The sequence below is a fragment of the Pseudomonas shahriarae genome (genome assembly GCF_014268455.2).
GTDB lineage: Bacteria > Pseudomonadota > Gammaproteobacteria > Pseudomonadales > Pseudomonadaceae > Aquipseudomonas > Aquipseudomonas shahriarae.
The window spans coordinates 1,560,688-1,576,734 of sequence record NZ_CP077085.1 but is presented as its reverse complement, the minus strand read 5'-3'; the positions used below and the strand labels follow the sequence as shown (position 1 = coordinate 1,576,734).

Sequence of the window (16,047 nt, the reverse complement as noted above, 5' to 3'; positions counted from 1 at the left end):
GTACTGACGATGACACTTTCATCCCTGCCTGATGTCGCCCAGGCTCAGGCACCCGGCCTTGCGTGCCGGGCCGGGCTGGGGCTCAAGAGCGAACACTGGCATACAGTGCTCGCCACCCTGCCCGATATTGGTTTTTTTGAAGTCCACGCCGAAAACTACATGGTGGCCGGCGGGCCTTTTCATCACTACCTGGGCCTGATCCGCGAGCAGTATCCGCTGTCACTGCATGGCGTCGGCCTGTCCATCGGCGGCGAAGGCCCGCTGAGCCAGGCCCACCTGGCGCGCCTGGCGGTACTGATCGAGCGCTATCAACCCCAGTCCTTTTCCGAACACCTGGCCTGGTCCAGCCACGGCCCGGTGTTTCTCAACGATCTGCTGCCCCTGGCCTATGACGACGCAACTCTCAAGCGAGTGTGCGAACACGTGGACCAGGTACAAACCACCCTCAAGCGGCCCATGCTGCTGGAGAACCCGTCGACCTACCTGCAGTTCCAACGCTCCACCCTGGATGAAACCGACTTTATCCGCGAGGTCATCCGGCGCACCGGCTGCGGTTTGTTGCTGGACGTGAACAATGTGTATGTGTCCTGCATCAATCATCAGCAGGATCCGTTGGCCTACCTCGATGCGTTGCCTTTGCACGCGGTGGGCGAGATTCATCTGGCAGGCTTTGCCGAAGACAGCGACAGCCTTGGTGATCGCCTGCTGATTGATGATCACGGCGCGCCCATCGACAACGCCGTCTGGCAGTTGTATCAGCAGGCCTTGCAACGCACCGGGCCGGTTGCGACGCTGATCGAGCGCGACAACGATGTACCGGCCTTCAGCGTATTGCACGCCGAAGCCCGGCAAGCCGAGCGCCACTTGCTGGCTGCGGCGGTGCGCCCATGAATGTGCTCGAACAGTTTGCAAAGGCCCTGTTGGCGCCGGGCCAGCCATGCCCGGAGGGTTTGTTCAGCCACAACGGCGCCGATCCCGCCAGCCGTTTTGCGGTGTATCGCAACAACGTCCACAGTTCGTTAATCAGCGCCCTGGCCGACGGTTACCCAGTAACCCGGCAACTGGTGGGCGATGGTTTTTTCCGCGCCATGGCCGGGTTGTATGTCCAGGCCTATCCACCCACCAGCCCACTGCTCAACGAGTACGGCAGCGACCTTGCCGCCTTTATCCAGGGCTTCGCCCCCGCCGCCAGCGTGCCTTACCTGGCGGACGTCGCGCGACTGGAGCACTTGCGGATCAACGCCTATCACGCCGCCGACACACCCGTCGCCGAGCCCCAGGCCGTCATCGACCAACTGCAACAGTTGCCCAGCCTGGGCAACGTACGCCTGCACCTGCACCCCAGCGTCAGCACCCTGCAGTCGAACTATGCCGTGGTGGCGTTATGGGCCGCGCATCAAACCACCGACACCGTCGCCAGCCTCAACCCCTGGCAGGAGCAAAGCGCGTTGATCCTGCGCAACGGCCTGGAGGTCGAGGTATTCGGCATCGACAGCGGCTGCGTGACGTTTATCAACAGCCTGGCCAACGATTGGCCCCTGGAAATGGCGGTGGCGTACGCCCTCGACGCAGCGAGCGAATTTGACCTGCACCACTGCCTGGGACTGCTGATCAACCACCGCGCCATCACCCATATCAAGGTACAACCATGAATACTGCCGCTACGCGCCTGATTGCACGCGCCACCCAAACCTTCGGGAACATCCCCTACAGCCTGATCGCCCTTATTGCACGCTTTTCCATGGCGGCGGTGTTCTGGAAGTCCGGCCAGACCAAGGTCCAGGGCTTTGCCGTCGACCTGGTAGACGGCACCTTCGAACTGGGTGTGCCGCAGTTGGCCAACTCCACCGTGCCGTTGTTTAAAAGTGAATACCACGTACCGTTTGTGCCCGCAGAAGTGGCGGCGTACCTGGCTACGTTCGCCGAGCATTTTTTCCCGGTCCTGATTCTGCTGGGGCTGGCCACGCGCTTTTCGGCCCTGGCCTTGTTGGGTATGACCCTGGTGATCCAGTTGTTTGTCTACCCCGACGCCTACCCGACCCACGGCACCTGGATCGCCTTGCTGCTGCTGTTGATGGCCAAGGGACCAGGACGGGTGTCCATGGATCACTGGATTGCCCGGCGCTGGCGCTAAAGCCGGTCCAATGCCTCGCCATTGCGTTTGAACCAGCCCACCAGGTAATCGGCCAGTACTTGGGTACGGCGTGGCAACCCGCCCTGATAGGGGTGGACCAGGTACATCGGCTGGCTGCGAGTCTGATAATCACGCAGGAGCCAACGCAGCCGGCCGTCAGCCAATTCCATCTGCAACAGATAGGAGGGCAGCCGTGCGATGCCGGCGCCCACCAACGCCGCCTTTTTCAGCAGGTTGTAGTGGTTGGAGGCAAACGTGCCATCCACCCGGACCCGCAGCAATTCGTGTTGCTGGTGATACAGCCACTCTTCGCGACCACTGTAGTGGCTGTTGAGCAAGCAACGGTGGCCGACCAGCTCCGCCGGTGTCAGCGGTTCCCCGTGTTGCTCCAGATAGGCCGGGCTGGCGCAGGTCATTTCATGCCAGGCCAACAGCGGCCTGGCGACCAGCCTTTCATCGTTGGCCACCGCCGAGCGTACTGCCAGATCAAAACCGTCCCGCGCCAGGTCACGATAATTGTTGTTCAGATCCAGCTCGATCTGTACTTGCGGGTACTGCCGGGAAAACTCCAGCAACAGACCATCGAAGAAGGTTTCACCCAGGGAAACCGGAACGGTCATACGCACCGGCCCTGCCACATCGTCCTTGAGTCGCGCCAATGCCTGACGCGCGCGGTCGACCTGGATTACCAATGCCTGGGCCTGGGGTAACAGCGCCGCGCCGGCGGCAGTGAGGCTTAAACGGCGGGTGGTGCGATGCAGCAACACCACCGAAAACTGCGCCTCCAACTGGCTGATGCGCTTGGACAACTGGCCCTTGCTGCACCCCAGTTGCTGGGCGGCCAGGGTAAAACTGCCGGCTTCGATCAACACCGCAAACGCCGCCAGATCATCCATCTCGCTCATGGATTGTTTCCATTTGAAAACCAAAGGTTGCCTATTAGTGCGCTTATCCGCAGAAAAAACCACTCTAGACTCAAGGCTCACCTGAACCTCTAGAGGAACGACACATGAAAATCCTGTTGATTGGCGCCAGCGGCACGGTGGGCTCGGCGGTCAAGGCCGAACTGTCCCAGCGCCATGAAGTGATCAGCATTGGTCGCACGAGCGGCGACTTTCACGTCGATATCAGCGACAGCGCTTCGATCCGCCGACTGTTTGCACAAACCGGCAAGTTCGACGCCCTGGTGTGCGCCGCCGGCAGCGTCAACTTTGTGCCCCTGGGCGAAATGGACGCCAGCCACTTCGACCTCGGCCTGCAAGACAAACTGATGGGCCAGGTCAACCTGCTGCTGATCGGCCGCGAATTTGCCAACGACGGTGCGTCCTTCACCTTCACCAGCGGCATCCTCAACCGCGACCCGATCCGCACCGGCGCCTCGGCGGCGCTGGTCAATGGCGCCATTGATGCTTTCGTCAAAGCGGCGGCAATTGAACTGCCACGAGGCCTGCGGATCAACTCGGTCAGCCCCAACGTACTGCTGGAGGCCATGGGCAGCTATGCGCCTTATTTCCGGGGCTTCAAGCCGGTGCCTGCGGCAGATGTAGCTTTGGCCTACGCCAAGAGTGTGGAAGGCTTACAGACCGGGCAGACTTACATCGTCGGCTGATCACTTGATCAGCGACGGCATCATCTCCAACAACTGATCGCGGGGGATGGAGAACCTCAGGCTCGGACCGTCGAGCACACCCTGGACCGTCGCCGTATTGAGCTGCCGGCCATTGAGGTACAGGGCCATCTGTTTATGCATGGCCGCCTGGGACAGCGCCTTCGTGCGCTCCTGGGCCTGCGGTGTCAGCGTCACATCAACCTCGATAAACTCGGGGTGGAGGGCTTGGGCTTTTTTCAGGGTCAAGGTGATATCGGTGAAGTCGGTCTGTGAGGTATAGAACAGCTTGGCCGGCACCTCGGCCCAGGCCAGGGGTGCCACGCAGGCCAGGGCGAAAAGGGTCCATCGAATGTTCATATGAATGCGCCTTTCGAAAAACTTAAACTTGGCATAAGGCTTCCGTAACATCCACGGGAAAAGGCTTAATTTCAGGCTCCGTTAAAATGCTGCAACCTAATCGCCCATCACCGACTTGTGATGCAGCGCCAGCCTGCGTAACGTGGCGGCACTTGTCAGGAGACCCGATAATGCGTGCCGCCCGTATCCTTGCTCTGTTTGCCCTACTGCCCCTGTTCGCCGCCTGCCAGGTGTTTGAGCGCGACCCGGCCAAGCCGTCCACGGCGGGCCTGACCCGCATGCAGGGCGAGTTGACCGCCATCGGCGATAAACTGCTGTTCCAGCCCTGCCATGACCAGCGCAACTACGTGGTCAACGATACCGGCGGCACCAGCATCCTCCAGGAAGCGGCGTCCCTGGCCGGCCAGCAAGGGGCCTTGTTTGCCGACTTGCGCGGCAAGTTCTCCGGGGTCGCCAGCGGCACCCAGGGCCAGGTGGAGCTGCAGCAGCTGTACCGCGTCGAACGCTCGACCTCGGCCTGTGACGACCCGGACTTCAAGCGCATGATCCTGCGCGCCAACGGCCACAAACCCGCGTGGGCGCTGAATGTCACCAACAAGGGCATGGTCCTGCAGCGCGAGGGCCAGCCACCGCTGCCGGTACCTTATGTGGAAGAGCAACTGGGCGATGGCCGTTTCAACCTCACCACCGAAGCCAACGGCCAGAAGATCGAACTGTGGGTCGCGCCCCAGCGCTGCATCGACAGCGTCAGCGGCAGCCTGCAGCACATGAGCGCCGAACTTCGGATCAACGGCCAGGTGCAGCGTGGCTGCGCGGCGTTTGGCGGCTCGCGAGACGACTGATTCGGCCCTGCGCTGTTTTAGCATGACGGGAAACCGCCGTTGGGGCTTATAATCGCCGGTTTGCAAAACCGCCGGCCCTACCAAACGCCGCATACCGGATCCTGTCATGCTACGAATCACCGAACTCAAGCTGCCCATCGACCATCCCGAAGAAGACCTGCGGCCTGCGATTGTGCAGCGCCTGGGCATCGCCAGTGATGATCTGCTCGATTTCACCCTGTTCAAACGCAGCTACGATGCACGCAAAAAATCATCGGAGCTGTGCTTCATCTACACCGTCGACCTTGAGGTCAAGGGCGAAGCCGCCCTGCTGCTCAAGTTCGCCGACGACCGCAATATCAACGCCGCACCGGATGTCAGCTACAAGGTAGTCGGCCAGGCGCCGGCCGACCTGAGCGAGCGACCGATTGTGGTCGGTTTCGGTCCTTGCGGGATTTTTGCCGGGCTGTTGCTGGCGCAGATGGGTTTCAAGCCGATCATCCTCGAGCGTGGCCGCGAAGTACGCCAGCGCACCAAGGACACCTGGGGCCTGTGGCGCAAAAGCGTACTCAACCCCGAGTCCAACGTGCAGTTCGGCGAGGGCGGCGCCGGGACCTTTTCCGACGGCAAGCTCTACAGCCAGATCAAGGATCCGAAGTTCCACGGGCGCAAGGTGCTGCACGAGTTCGTCAAGGCCGGCGCGCCAGACGAAATCCTTTACGTCAGCAAACCGCATATCGGCACCTTCCGCCTGACCGGCGTGGTAGAAAACATGCGCCAGCAAATCATCGCCCTGGGCGGTGAGGTGCGTTTCGAACAGCGGGTCACCGACGTGCTGATCGAGGACGGCCAGTTAAATGGCGTGGTCGTCGATGGTGGCGAGCAGATCCTCTCCAGGCACGTGATCCTCGCCCTCGGCCACAGTGCCCGCGACACCTTCCGCATGCTCCACGGCCGTGGCGTATACATGGAAGCCAAGCCGTTTTCGGTGGGTTTCCGTATCGAACACCCGCAGTCGCTGATCGACGCCGCGCGCCTGGGCAAGTATGCCGGGCACCCGAAACTGGGGGCGGCCGACTACAAGCTGGTGCACCACGCCAAGAACGGCCGTTCGGTGTACAGCTTCTGCATGTGCCCGGGCGGTACGGTGGTGGCGGCCACTTCCGAGCCAAATCGGGTCGTGACCAATGGCATGAGCCAGTACTCGCGTAACGAGCGCAATGCCAACTCCGGGATCGTGGTCGGTATCACCCCGGAAGTGGACTACCCGGGCGGCCCGCTGGCCGGGATCGAGTTGCAGGAGCGCCTGGAATCCCATGCGTTCATCCTCGGCGGCAGCAACTACGAAGCACCGGCGCAACTGGTGGGTGATTTCATCGCTGGCAAGCCGTCCACCGCTATTGGTAGCGTGGAACCTTCCTACAAGCCGGGCGTTGCCCTCGGCGACTTGGCCCTGGCCTTGCCAGACTTCGCCATCGAGGCCATCCGCGAAGCGTTGCCGGCCTTTGAGAAGCAGATCAAGGGCTACTCGCTGCATGACGCAGTCCTGACCGGGATCGAAACCCGCACTTCGTCGCCACTGCGGATCACCCGCGACGCGTCGATGCAGAGCTTGAATGTGAAAGGCCTGTTCCCGGCGGGTGAAGGCGCAGGTTATGCCGGCGGGATCCTGTCGGCAGGCGTTGACGGGATTCGGATTGCCGAAGCCGTGGCGCGCAACATCCTCGGGATCGAAGCCTGAGTAAACGCGCTCCATTGTGGGAGCGGGCAAGCCCGCCTCCCACAGTGATCGTCATGCGCCAGGCAGTTTAGATATTGGCGCGCAATACGCTGTCCGGCAACGGCTCGCCACGCTCGACACTGGCGGCAACCGCGTCGATCAACTCTTCCAGCGCATACCCCTGCCCAACCAGCCACGCATCGTCGTAGTAGGTCGTGGCATAACGCTCGCCACCGTCACACAGAATCGCCACGATAGACCCCGACTCCCCTGCCGCCTGCATCTGCTGCGCAGCAATCAACGCGCCGATCAGGTTGGTGCCGCTGGATCCCCCGACCCGCCGTCCCAAGCGCTGCGCCAGGTAATGCATGGCGGCCAGCGACAAGGCATCCGGCACCTTGACCATTGCATCAATCACCTTGGGCAGGAACGACGCTTCCACCCGTGGCCGACCAATGCCTTCGATCCGTGAGCCGCAGTCCAGGCGCAAGCTGGCATCACCGCTCTGGTAATACTCGAAGAACACCGAACGCTCGGCGTCGGCACACAACACTCGGGTGCAATGCTGGCGATAACGCACATAGCGCCCCAGAGTCGCCGTGGTACCGCCGGTACCCGGGCTGGAAATCAGCCAGCTCGGCTCTGGATGCCGCTCGAAGCGCAACTGCTGGAAGATCGACTCGGCAATATTGTTGTTCGCCCGCCAGTCGGTAGCCCGTTCGGCATAGGTGAACTGATCCATGAAGTGCCCACCGCTTTCCTGCGCCAGGCGCTCGGATTCGGCGTAGATCTGCGTGGGGTCCTGCACCAGGTGGCTCTTGCCGCCATAGAAGGCGATCTGGGCAATTTTTTCCTGGGACGTGGTGGCCGGCATCACCGCAATAAACGGCAGGCCCAGCAAGCGCGCGAAGTACGCTTCGGAAATCGCGGTGGAGCCACTGGAGGCCTCGATCACCGGCGCGCCGGGCTTGAGCCAGCCGTTGCACAAGGCATACAGGAACAAGGAGCGGGCCAAGCGGTGCTTAAGGCTACCGGTGGGGTGGCTGGACTCATCCTTGAAATACAATTCGATCCCCGGCAAGCCCGGCAATGCCAGTGGGATCAGGTGGGTGTCGGCGCTGCGCTGGAAATCAGCTTCAATAATGCGAATGGCCTCTCGGGCCCACGGACGGTGGTCACTCATGCTCAAGTTCCATTAAGTTTTCAGGCGTGATCTTAGGGTGTTTCCCAAACTGCACACAGATACAGTCATGACTTAATTCGATCCCTAATTGCTAGGCTTTGAGCCAATCCCTAGCACCGCACTTTTATATAACAAAAAAGAATATAACTTTTGTTTTAACAACTAACAGTACGGGTTAGGGTACGCCCCTATTGAACCTTGATTGGAGAGCGTCCCTTGCCTCTGCGTAGCACGTTTACCCGTTTCTTCCAGCTCGAAGCGGCCAGCGGTCTGTTACTGATCGCTGCAGCCGCCTTGGCCCTGATCATCAACAACTCGCCGCTGTCGTCGTTCTACAGCAGCTTTCTTGAAGTGCCCGTCGCCGTACAGATCGGCGCCCTGCAGATCGCGAAGCCATCGCTACTGTGGATCAACGACGGCCTGATGGCCCTGTTCTTCCTGCTGATCGGCCTGGAGGTCAAGCGCGAGCTGCTCGACGGCCATTTGTCCAAGCCTTCCCAGGTTGTGCTGCCAGGGGCTGCGGCCATCGGCGGCATGGTGGTGCCGGCGCTGATCTACTGGGCCTTGAACAAGGATAACCCGGCGGCACTCGGCGGCTGGGCCATCCCGATGGCCACCGATATCGCCTTTGCCCTGGGCGTGCTGGCACTGCTGGGCAAGCGTGTACCGGTGTCGCTGAAGCTGTTCCTGATGACCCTGGCGATCATTGATGACCTGGGAGCCATCATCGTCATTGCGATTTTCTACTCCGGCGAACTGTCCACTGCGTCGCTGGCGGGCGCCGGCGCCTGCCTTGTCGCGTTGATCACCATGAATCGCCTGGGCGTGGTCAAGCTCGGGCCGTACCTGATCATCGGCTTGATCCTGTGGGTCTGCGTGCTCAAGAGCGGTGTTCACGCCACCCTGGCCGGCGTCACCCTGGCGTTCTGCATTCCGCTGCGCACCAAGAACGCCGAGCCCTCGCCCCTGCTCGGCCTGGAACACGCCCTGCACCCGTGGGTGGCATACGGCATCCTGCCGCTGTTCGCCTTTGCCAACGCTGGCGTGTCGCTGGCCGGGGTCAATCTGGAAAGCTTCACCCACCACGTGCCGATGGGTATCGCGGCAGGTTTGCTGGTGGGCAAGACGGTCGGTGTGTTTGGCCTGACCTGGCTCGCCGTGAAAACCGGGCTGGCCGCCCTACCGACCGGCGCCAATTGGGGCCAGGTCATGGGTGTCGCCATCCTGTGTGGCATCGGCTTCACCATGAGCCTGTTTGTCGGCTCACTGGCGTTCTTGCCGGGCAGTAGCGAATACGCCGGGATGGACCGGATGGGCATTCTCACCGGCTCGATCCTCGCGGCATTGATTGGTTATGCCGTGACGGCGATGGCCAGTCGTAAGCAGGTGACAGTCAACGCTTAACGCGTTATGTGGGGGCAGGCCTGTCTTGCCCCCATGCGCTGTTTCAGCCTCTTCTCCCCTCGCTTACAGCACCTTCCTACCTTCTTTCTCCTGCGCCTCCCCTAACGTCGCACACCCGTCTGCAAGAACGGATGTCACGCCCAGGTGGGCAGGATGGCCAACAACAAGGACAGCCCTCTGCTGTCGGGGGCGTGTTCGCCAAATCCTCTCTACGAAAATCCAAAAGAACAAAGAAGATTCGCACCATGAGATATCTGATTGCAGCCTTCGATAAGGTTACTGACCTCCAGGCGTTTGTAGTCGAGCAACATGGCTGGGAGGTCTACAACCTGCCCCCGCTCAACTAACGGCTATAGAAACCTTGGCCGGCAGAGCAATAAATGACTCGGCTCATCACTTCCAACTTACCTGCAACGTTTAACGCGCCCGGCCGAAATCAAAAATCGCATTAAGAAAGTCCTTAGCCGAACCGAAAAAAACCCCGACCAGGCACCCGGTCGGGGTTTTTCTTTTACTGTATGACGCTTAGCGGGTAACGCGGCTGGTCCCATCTACAGTCATGATGCGCACACGGTCGCCGATGCGGAAGATTTCGTTTTCCTGCACCGCCTGGACGTAGGCGCGCATGCTGCCGTCGTCTTCGCGCACGGTGATTTCCACGCCCTGGGTACGGGTCAGGCCTTCTTCGGTGGCCGAGCCCAGCAGGCCGCCCGCCACTGCGCCGATAACGGCAGTCACGATGCTGCCGCGACCGCCACCGATGGCGCTACCGCCAACACCGCCGATGACCGCGCCTGCTGCGCCGCCGATTGGGGTCTTGGTGCCTTCGATCTTGACCGGACGCAGGGATTCGATGGTACCCATGCGCACGCTTTGCACACGACGGGCTTCGTCACGGGAGTACGAGTCGCCGGTCAGACTGGAGGCGCAGCCACCCAGCAGCAACGACATGGTGGTAAAGCAGGCAACCAGCAGAACAGACTTACGCATAGCATCAACTCCAAAGGACATATCTTTATTAGACTCCGCTGCTTGACGCCTGTCACGGCACGGCCCGGAGAAAATTGCTTTCATTCAGCCCCAGTACAGACAGGCTGTATCGCAAAAACCGACAAACGGTAGCACCTACACCCAGACAAGGAATTTCATGGACTACTTCATCATTGTAGCTACCACCGCCGCCGGCCTGTACTTCCACTGGTGGCTCTACCGGCGGATCAAGCGCTGGGTAGATCGCGACCTGGCGCTGTCCCTGGCTGGAGACGATCAGCGCAAGCGCAACTTTATGCTGCAACAGTTGGACCGCGCCAAGGCAGAGAAGGTCAAGCGTAAGGATTTACCACAATGGCTGCAGGACGCAGCCCGGCAATACACACCACAAGCCCCGGAGTAGAGACTTCGGCAGGAACACCTGACTCCAGGCCACAGCGCCCATATGGATTACAGGTGTTTAAAGGCGCACTCAGGGCGCCAGGCGCTCGCGGGTCCAGTCGGTACCCTGCAAGCGATAGTTCAAGCGGTCATGCAAGCGGCTCGCCCGGCCCTGCCAGAACTCGATGCGTTCCGGCAGCAGGCGATAACCCCCCCAGTGCTCCGGGCACGCCGGCTGGGTATCGCTGAAGCGCTGTTCGGTCAGCGTGAGCAAGTCCTGCAATTGCTGGCGATCACGGATCACCTGGCTTTGCGGGGAAGCCCAGGCACCGATGCGGCTGCCCAGGGGTCGCACCTGATAGTAGGCATCCGATTCCTCAGGCGTGACCTTGACCACCCGCCCCTCGATGCGCACCTGGCGCTCCAGGGTCGGCCAGAAGAAGGTCATGGCAGCAAACGGGCGGGCTGCCATTTGCTGACCCTTGGCGCTCTGGTAGTTGGTAAAGAAGGTAAAACCCTGGGCATCCAGGCCCTTGAGCAGCAGGACTCGGCAGTGAGGCCGGCCCTCCTGGTCCACGGTCGCCAGGGTCATCGCGTTGGCCTCCACCGGCGCTTGCTCGGTCTTGACCGCATCGCTGAACCACTGGTGGAACAAGGCAAACGGCTCGTCCGGGGCCTGGGCCTCGCTCAAACCGTCCCGCGTGTAGTCACGGCGCATATCCGCCAATGCCTGGTTCATGGGGCTTTATCCTTCTCGCTCAACTGCTCAGTTTTTCGCCTGGTCGTTTGCCGCTACTTTTTTCGCAGGTGCCGCTGCCTTGGCGGCCACCGGCTTTTTGGCTGCCGGCTTGGCGGCGGCTTTTTTCGCGGCTGGCTTGGCGGCGGTCTTCTTGGCCGGGGTTTTCTTCGCGGCCACGGCTTTCTTGGCCACCGGCGCAGGAGCAACGACGTCCTGTACCGCTACCAGTTCAGGCTTCGGCGGGTTTGGCGAGTTGTACTTGCTCAGCAGTGCCAGCATGGTGGTGCGCTGGGTGAACATGATTTCCATGCGACGGTTCAGGGCGCGGCCCTGGGTGCTGTCGTTGGCGGCGCGGGGCATCAGGTCGCCCATGCCACGCAACATCAGGCGGTCCTGCTTCAGGCCGCTGAGGCTGAAGATCGAAGCGATGGACTGGGCACGCTCCTTGGTCAGGGCCTGGTTCTGCACGGTGTCGATGTGGCCCAGGACCAGCACGGCAGTCTTCGGATCCTTTTCAACGGCCTTGGCGACACGGGTAAACGGACCCAGGGTCACCGGCAACAACATCGCCGGGCGCTTCGGGTTGTACGAACCATCGACCGGGGCAATCACCACCAGTACGTTGTCGCGACGTTCCAGTTGCAGGTTGCTGTCCTTGATCGCGGCGCGCAGGCGTGGCTCGTAGTCATCCAACCAGGCCTGGGTGATTTTCGGGTCTGGCATCGGGATGTTGGTCACATCGACTTTGTTCAGGGGTTTTGGCTTGCTTTCAAACGGCCACCACCATTTGGTGTCGCTTTCAGCCTTGGCCACTACCGGCGCCGCAGCGGGAGCAGGTGTTGCCGCCTTCAGATCGGCCTTGAGATCAGCCTTGGCGTCAGCCGCCTTGGCATCGGCCTTGGCGGTAACGTCCTTGGCCGCCGCCTTGTCGGACCCGAATGACCACCAATGCTCGCCAGACGCATCATTTTGTGGGTTTTGTGCACAGCCAGTAATAGTGAGGCAAAGCGCCAGAGCCAAGGACTTGTTCGATAACATGAGATATCCACAAAATGAGAAAACACAGGGGTCTGAATGACCCGTTAAACGGACGCTTCACGAAGTTTAAAGTAACAATACTTTTCCAGCGTCTTTTGTAGGTGCCTTTTTAACAAAAAAACGCCAGACAGCAAGCTATTTACAGACAACCGGCCAATATTCTTACCAACTTTTGCGCGCGCGGGTCCATAAGTACATACGGCCCCAGTGTATTGGTCACAAAACCAAATGCTACATCATGTTCCGGATCGGCAAAGCCCACGGAACCACCGGCCCCAGGATGCCCAAATGCACGTGGGCCAAGGCCGAACGTCGCGTTGGGCACGTCTGGCTGGTCCAACATGCAACCCAGGCCAAAGCGGGTTTGCGTCAATAAGGTTTTATCCGGCCCAACACTGTGCTCGCGGGTCAGTTGTTCAAGCATATCGGCTTCCAACAAACTTCCGTCCAACAAACCACTATAAAACCCGGCCAAACTGCGCGCATTGCCATGACCATTTGCCGCGGGCTGCTGCATGCGGCGCCATTCAGGCTTGTTAGTGCTGGTTAGTATAGAAGGCGGATTGGTAAACGCCCGGGTAGTCATTGCTTCGGGCTCACGCAGGGTGACCTGTAACAACCGTTGGGCTGCCGCATCCCCCATATTGCCTTTGCTCCGGGCAATGTGGGCGACACGATAAAATTCCTCGTCCGCCAACCCGACATGGAAGTCCAGGCCCAGTGGCCGGGCAACCCGCGCCACAATCGACTCCCCCGGCCCACGCCCATCGGCGCGGCGCAGCAGTTCACCGACCAGCCAGCCATAAGTGATGGCCGCATAGCCATGGCCTTCGCCGGGTGTCCACCAGGGGGTTTCGGCGGCCAGGGCGGTAGTCATCAAAGGCCAGTCATACAGGGCCTCGGCAGGCAATATGTCACGCAACGCGGGCAGCCCGGCCTTATGGCAAAGCAGTTGGCGCAGGGTGATGTTGTGTTTACCTGCCGCAGCGAACTCCGGCCAGTAGTTGGCAACCGGGGCGTCCAACTGCAATTTGCCCTCGGCTACCAGTTGCAGCGCGGTGACGGCGGTGAAGGTCTTGGTGCAGGAGAACAGGTTGGCGATGGTGTCGCTGTGCCAGGCCTCGGCACCGTCCTTGTCGGCAGTGCCGGCCCACAGATCGAGGACGGTTTGCCCGCCAATCTGTACACACAGCGCCGCACCACGCTCCTGAGGGTCGTCAAACAGCGCGGCGAAGGCTTCGCGCACTGCTTCGAATTGAAGCTCGTAATGACCCTGAATCTGCACCTGCATCCCCCTCGGAAAAGTCCTGCGTTAAATGGCGTTCATTGTTCCAGCCATTACTGGCTTTGGGAACCCGTGGCAGCCTGGGCGACCTTGGCTTTTTCAGCTTTGCGGCCCAATTGCTGGATCGCCGCCAGGTTGCTTTTACGCACACTGTCGACAAAACCCTGGAAGGGCACATCGGTGATCCCCACCAGGCCGAAATGGCCATTTTCACCGTCCAGCAATCGCCCGGTCACCGGCTGGTCGAGGTACTGGAACCAGTGCACGCCAACAATCGACGGCTCGGCCATGGCCTGCTTGAGGAACGTCGCGTAAGCCGGGCCACGCGCCTCCTCCCTGGCCAAGGGCGTCAAGCCGCCCCAGAACGGGCCACGGTCGGTCGAGCCGAAGTTGAACTCGCTGATCAATACCGGCTTGTCCAGCCCGCGCAGGGCGGCGAAGTCATAACCGTCCTGGGGCTTGAGGGTGTACATATTGAAGCTCAGTACATCGCAGTACTGGGCGCAGGACGCCACGGCTTCCGGGGTGCTGACCGCATAGCGGCCACCCAGCAGCAGCTGGTTGGGCGCATGCCATTTCAGCGCATCGGAGATGGTCTTGAAGTAGGCGTCAGCGAAGGTCTTCTGGAAGTACTGGAAATCAGCTTCGATTTCCGGGTGCTCGGGGTTGGGTACCGGCGGCTCGAAGCCTGGATCTTCCATCAACTCCCAGCCCGCCAATTGAATACCCCAGGCTTTGGACAGGCCATCTTCGTTACGGTATTTATCGCGCAGTTGCTTGAGGAACGCACGCTTGGCCGGCACATCGGTGGTCATGCGCAGGGTGCCGTAGGCCAGGGCATAGCGGGATTTCGCATCGTTGCCAGGACCGGCCCACGCCAGTTCGTTATCGGCAAAGAAACCGATCAACCAGGGGTCGTCGCGATGGTCACGGGTGGCAATCGCGACCGCCCGCTCGGTGGCCATGGCAAAGCGCGGGTCGAAGGGATCGGGCATGCCGCCCCACCAGTCGATACCGGTGCTGATACTGGTGTAGTCGCCAATGATCGACAGCGGCAAGGTGTAAGGCACGCGATCCGCGCCAACCAGTTGCGGGGCGCTCCAGTTGCCGACGGTGTTGAAACCCCAGGCCTGCAGGCGGTCCAGGGTGTGGCTAACCCAGCGCGCCTGGTCAAACCCCTGGGCTGTGCAGGGCTGGGCCTGGGCTGCCGGGTCGCACGCCTGGCCATAGGTGCGTTGCAGGTTAGCGCCGTAGAAGTCATACCAGCGCCCCACATTGAAGCCACGCCCTACATCCGCGCCATTGCCGCCACGGTTGTCGCCACTGCCGTAATACTTGTCGAAGGGCTCACCCGCCTTGGGCAACGCGCCAAACATCCATTCGCGGCCGGCGACATAGGTCTGGCTGTTGTCCGGGGTCACCGTATTGACGCCCAGGGAGTAGAACGGATGCCCCAGGGGTGTCACCAGGTACCAGCGCCCATCACGCTTTTCGGTACGGAAGAAGCCGCTGGCGTCAAAGGCCGGGCCCTTGGTCCAGCCGCCAAACTTGTCCAGGCCCGCCTTGTCACGCTCCGCAAGCCAGCCCTTGAGCTGTTGCTGCTCCTTGGCGGCCGCGGCTTTCAACTGCTCGTCGCTGCTGACCTTTTCCGGCCAGCGCGCGCGGTTGGACTGCCCGTAGGCATCCACCAACTCACTGTAGGCGGCCTTGAGCACCGGCTCGCTGTCCTGCACGCCAAAGCGCTCCAGCAGGATACTTTGCGGCGCAGCCGGCTGGATCATCGACAGCGTGACCGAGACCACCTGGCTGCGGTCGAGCTCGCCAGCGCTGCCGGCCAGCATCACGCGCTGACCGTCCACGGTGATCGGCATCGGCGGCCCGGCTTTCATACCCTGGCTCAAGGGCGAATTGGCTTGCAGTGGCACCAGCAGCGTTTGCGCAGGTCCCGCCGGCAAATCAATCCGGCTGACCAGGGTCTTGCCGTCGCTGCTCTGCACCTTGACGTACAAGGTCAGCGCCCAGTCCATCGCACTCTGGATACGCAGGCTCATGGCACTCGATTGCGACCAGTCCCACACGCCACTCTGCGGGCTGAGCACCAGGCTCGGTTCCGCCGCCGGGTTGAAGGTGATGCGGCGCAACACCTCGCCTTCCGGGGTCTGCTCGGCGTTGTATTGCGGCAGGCTGGCGTCCTGGGTCGCCACCTTGACCACATCGGCCGGCCGGACAAAGTTGAACAGCGTCTGTTGCCCGGCCGGCGCGGCCAGCAATGGCGCAGCGAACAACAAGGCAAAAAGAGCAGGCAGCGTGCGGATCATACGAACAAGGTTCTCCCAATTGGCCGGTGAATGGCCTGATGACATACATGAGATAGACCACGAAGTGG

The 16,047-nt window shown here is 61.2% G+C and carries 16 protein-coding genes; 8 read left to right on the top strand and 8 right to left on the bottom strand.

All coding sequences use genetic code 11. The features are described 5' to 3' along the window. The first annotated feature begins 9 nt into the window (after positions 1 to 9). Genes bufB through HU773_RS07015 form a run of 3 tightly spaced genes read left to right on the top strand, consistent with a single transcriptional unit; the run spans position 10 to position 2,134 of the window. Entirely contained in the window at positions 10 to 891 is an 882-nt protein-coding gene (bufB, locus tag HU773_RS07025) for an MNIO family bufferin maturase (RefSeq protein WP_057958727.1), read from the top strand. Next, entirely contained in the window at positions 888 to 1,652 is a 765-nt protein-coding gene (locus HU773_RS07020; protein ID WP_057958726.1) for an HvfC/BufC N-terminal domain-containing protein, read from the top strand. The genes bufB and HU773_RS07020 overlap by 4 nt, the downstream gene beginning before the upstream one ends. After that, positions 1,649 to 2,134 (top strand): DoxX family protein, encoded by a 486-nt coding sequence (locus HU773_RS07015; RefSeq protein WP_057958725.1) that lies wholly within the window; start codon positions 1,649 to 1,651, stop codon positions 2,132 to 2,134. The genes HU773_RS07020 and HU773_RS07015 overlap by 4 nt, the downstream gene beginning before the upstream one ends. Here HU773_RS07015 and HU773_RS07010 read toward each other — a convergent pair. Continuing rightward, entirely contained in the window at positions 2,131 to 3,039 is a 909-nt protein-coding gene (locus tag HU773_RS07010) for a LysR family transcriptional regulator (RefSeq protein WP_057439842.1), read from the bottom strand. The genes HU773_RS07015 and HU773_RS07010 overlap by 4 nt on opposite strands. Before the next feature lie 104 nt (positions 3,040 to 3,143). Here HU773_RS07010 and HU773_RS07005 point away from each other — a divergent pair, with 104 nt between their 5' ends. Next, the gene (locus HU773_RS07005; RefSeq protein ID WP_128593658.1) at positions 3,144 to 3,743 is read left to right on the top strand and encodes a short chain dehydrogenase; all 600 of its coding nucleotides are present in this window, start codon (positions 3,144 to 3,146) and stop codon (positions 3,741 to 3,743) included. Here the strand turns inward: HU773_RS07005 and HU773_RS07000 are convergent, their stop codons facing one another. Then, a complete protein-coding gene (locus HU773_RS07000) occupies positions 3,744 to 4,100 on the bottom strand; it encodes a hypothetical protein (protein ID WP_057958723.1) in 357 nt (118 codons plus the stop codon). 170 nt (positions 4,101 to 4,270) lie between these two features. Between HU773_RS07000 and HU773_RS06995 the strand changes: the two genes are divergently transcribed. Both HU773_RS06995 and HU773_RS06990 read left to right on the top strand, forming a co-directional pair. Next, entirely contained in the window at positions 4,271 to 4,942 is a 672-nt protein-coding gene (locus HU773_RS06995) for a COG3650 family protein (protein ID WP_057958722.1), read from the top strand. Between the two features lie 106 nt (positions 4,943 to 5,048). Then, on the top strand, positions 5,049 to 6,662 hold the full coding sequence (locus HU773_RS06990) for an NAD(P)/FAD-dependent oxidoreductase (protein WP_057958721.1): 1,614 nt from the start codon (positions 5,049 to 5,051) through the stop codon (positions 6,660 to 6,662). Between the two features lie 67 nt (positions 6,663 to 6,729). Here HU773_RS06990 and HU773_RS06985 read toward each other — a convergent pair whose 3' ends face one another. Continuing rightward, positions 6,730 to 7,824: a PLP-dependent cysteine synthase family protein gene (locus tag HU773_RS06985; protein ID WP_057958720.1), complete on the bottom strand. Its 1,095-nt coding sequence runs from the start codon at positions 7,822 to 7,824 to the stop codon at positions 6,730 to 6,732. A 216-nt stretch (positions 7,825 to 8,040) separates the two neighbouring features. Here HU773_RS06985 and nhaA point away from each other — a divergent pair, with 216 nt between their 5' ends. Beyond that, positions 8,041 to 9,228 carry a Na+/H+ antiporter NhaA gene (nhaA, locus tag HU773_RS06980; protein WP_057958719.1) on the top strand — a complete coding sequence of 396 codons (1,188 nt, stop codon included), beginning with the start codon at positions 8,041 to 8,043 and terminating at the stop codon, positions 9,226 to 9,228. Between the two features lie 525 nt (positions 9,229 to 9,753). Here nhaA and HU773_RS06975 read toward each other — a convergent pair. Beyond that, a complete protein-coding gene (locus HU773_RS06975) occupies positions 9,754 to 10,218 on the bottom strand; it encodes an outer membrane lipoprotein (RefSeq protein ID WP_029297142.1) in 465 nt (154 codons plus the stop codon). Positions 10,219 to 10,375: 157 nt separating this feature from the next. Between HU773_RS06975 and HU773_RS06970 the strand changes: the two genes are divergently transcribed. Beyond that, positions 10,376 to 10,621: a hypothetical protein gene (locus HU773_RS06970; protein ID WP_057439854.1), complete on the top strand. Its 246-nt coding sequence runs from the start codon at positions 10,376 to 10,378 to the stop codon at positions 10,619 to 10,621. Positions 10,622 to 10,690: 69 nt separating this feature from the next. Here the strand turns inward: HU773_RS06970 and pdxH are convergent, their stop codons facing one another. The 4 genes from pdxH to HU773_RS06950 all read right to left on the bottom strand — a co-directional run bounded on the left by pdxH (position 10,691) and on the right by HU773_RS06950 (position 15,979). Beyond that, positions 10,691 to 11,338 carry a pyridoxamine 5'-phosphate oxidase gene (gene pdxH, locus HU773_RS06965; RefSeq protein ID WP_057958718.1) on the bottom strand — a complete coding sequence of 216 codons (648 nt, stop codon included), beginning with the start codon at positions 11,336 to 11,338 and terminating at the stop codon, positions 10,691 to 10,693. Between the two features lie 27 nt (positions 11,339 to 11,365). Continuing rightward, entirely contained in the window at positions 11,366 to 12,376 is a 1,011-nt protein-coding gene (locus HU773_RS06960; protein ID WP_057958717.1) for an OmpA family protein, read from the bottom strand. A 139-nt stretch (positions 12,377 to 12,515) separates the two neighbouring features. Next, positions 12,516 to 13,661, bottom strand: a complete 1,146-nt coding sequence (locus tag HU773_RS06955) for a serine hydrolase domain-containing protein (RefSeq protein WP_120734402.1) — start codon at positions 13,659 to 13,661, stop codon at positions 12,516 to 12,518. A 53-nt stretch (positions 13,662 to 13,714) separates the two neighbouring features. Next, positions 13,715 to 15,979, bottom strand: coding sequence for a beta-galactosidase (locus HU773_RS06950; RefSeq protein WP_115127547.1), 2,265 nt, complete (start codon positions 15,977 to 15,979; stop codon positions 13,715 to 13,717). Positions 15,980 to 16,047 lie beyond the last annotated feature (68 nt).

What these genes read in the sequence shown, in the direction of transcription:
- bufB (WP_057958727.1), top strand. Translation starts at nt 10, where the DNA reads ATGACACTTTCATCCCTGCCTGATGTCGCCCAGGCTCAGGCACCCGGC.
- HU773_RS07020 (WP_057958726.1), top strand. Translation starts at nt 888, where the DNA reads ATGAATGTGCTCGAACAGTTTGCAAAGGCCCTGTTGGCGCCGGGCCAG.
- HU773_RS07015 (WP_057958725.1), top strand. Translation starts at nt 1,649, where the DNA reads ATGAATACTGCCGCTACGCGCCTGATTGCACGCGCCACCCAAACCTTC.
- HU773_RS07010 (WP_057439842.1), bottom strand. Translation starts at nt 3,039, where the DNA reads ATGAGCGAGATGGATGATCTGGCGGCGTTTGCGGTGTTGATCGAAGCC.
- HU773_RS07005 (WP_128593658.1), top strand. Translation starts at nt 3,144, where the DNA reads ATGAAAATCCTGTTGATTGGCGCCAGCGGCACGGTGGGCTCGGCGGTC.
- HU773_RS07000 (WP_057958723.1), bottom strand. Translation starts at nt 4,100, where the DNA reads ATGAACATTCGATGGACCCTTTTCGCCCTGGCCTGCGTGGCACCCCTG.
- HU773_RS06995 (WP_057958722.1), top strand. Translation starts at nt 4,271, where the DNA reads ATGCGTGCCGCCCGTATCCTTGCTCTGTTTGCCCTACTGCCCCTGTTC.
- HU773_RS06990 (WP_057958721.1), top strand. Translation starts at nt 5,049, where the DNA reads ATGCTACGAATCACCGAACTCAAGCTGCCCATCGACCATCCCGAAGAA.
- HU773_RS06985 (WP_057958720.1), bottom strand. Translation starts at nt 7,824, where the DNA reads ATGAGTGACCACCGTCCGTGGGCCCGAGAGGCCATTCGCATTATTGAA.
- HU773_RS06975 (WP_029297142.1), bottom strand. Translation starts at nt 10,218, where the DNA reads ATGCGTAAGTCTGTTCTGCTGGTTGCCTGCTTTACCACCATGTCGTTG.
- HU773_RS06970 (WP_057439854.1), top strand. Translation starts at nt 10,376, where the DNA reads ATGGACTACTTCATCATTGTAGCTACCACCGCCGCCGGCCTGTACTTC.
- pdxH (WP_057958718.1), bottom strand. Translation starts at nt 11,338, where the DNA reads ATGAACCAGGCATTGGCGGATATGCGCCGTGACTACACGCGGGACGGT.
- HU773_RS06960 (WP_057958717.1), bottom strand. Translation starts at nt 12,376, where the DNA reads ATGTTATCGAACAAGTCCTTGGCTCTGGCGCTTTGCCTCACTATTACT.
- HU773_RS06950 (WP_115127547.1), bottom strand. Translation starts at nt 15,979, where the DNA reads ATGATCCGCACGCTGCCTGCTCTTTTTGCCTTGTTGTTCGCTGCGCCA.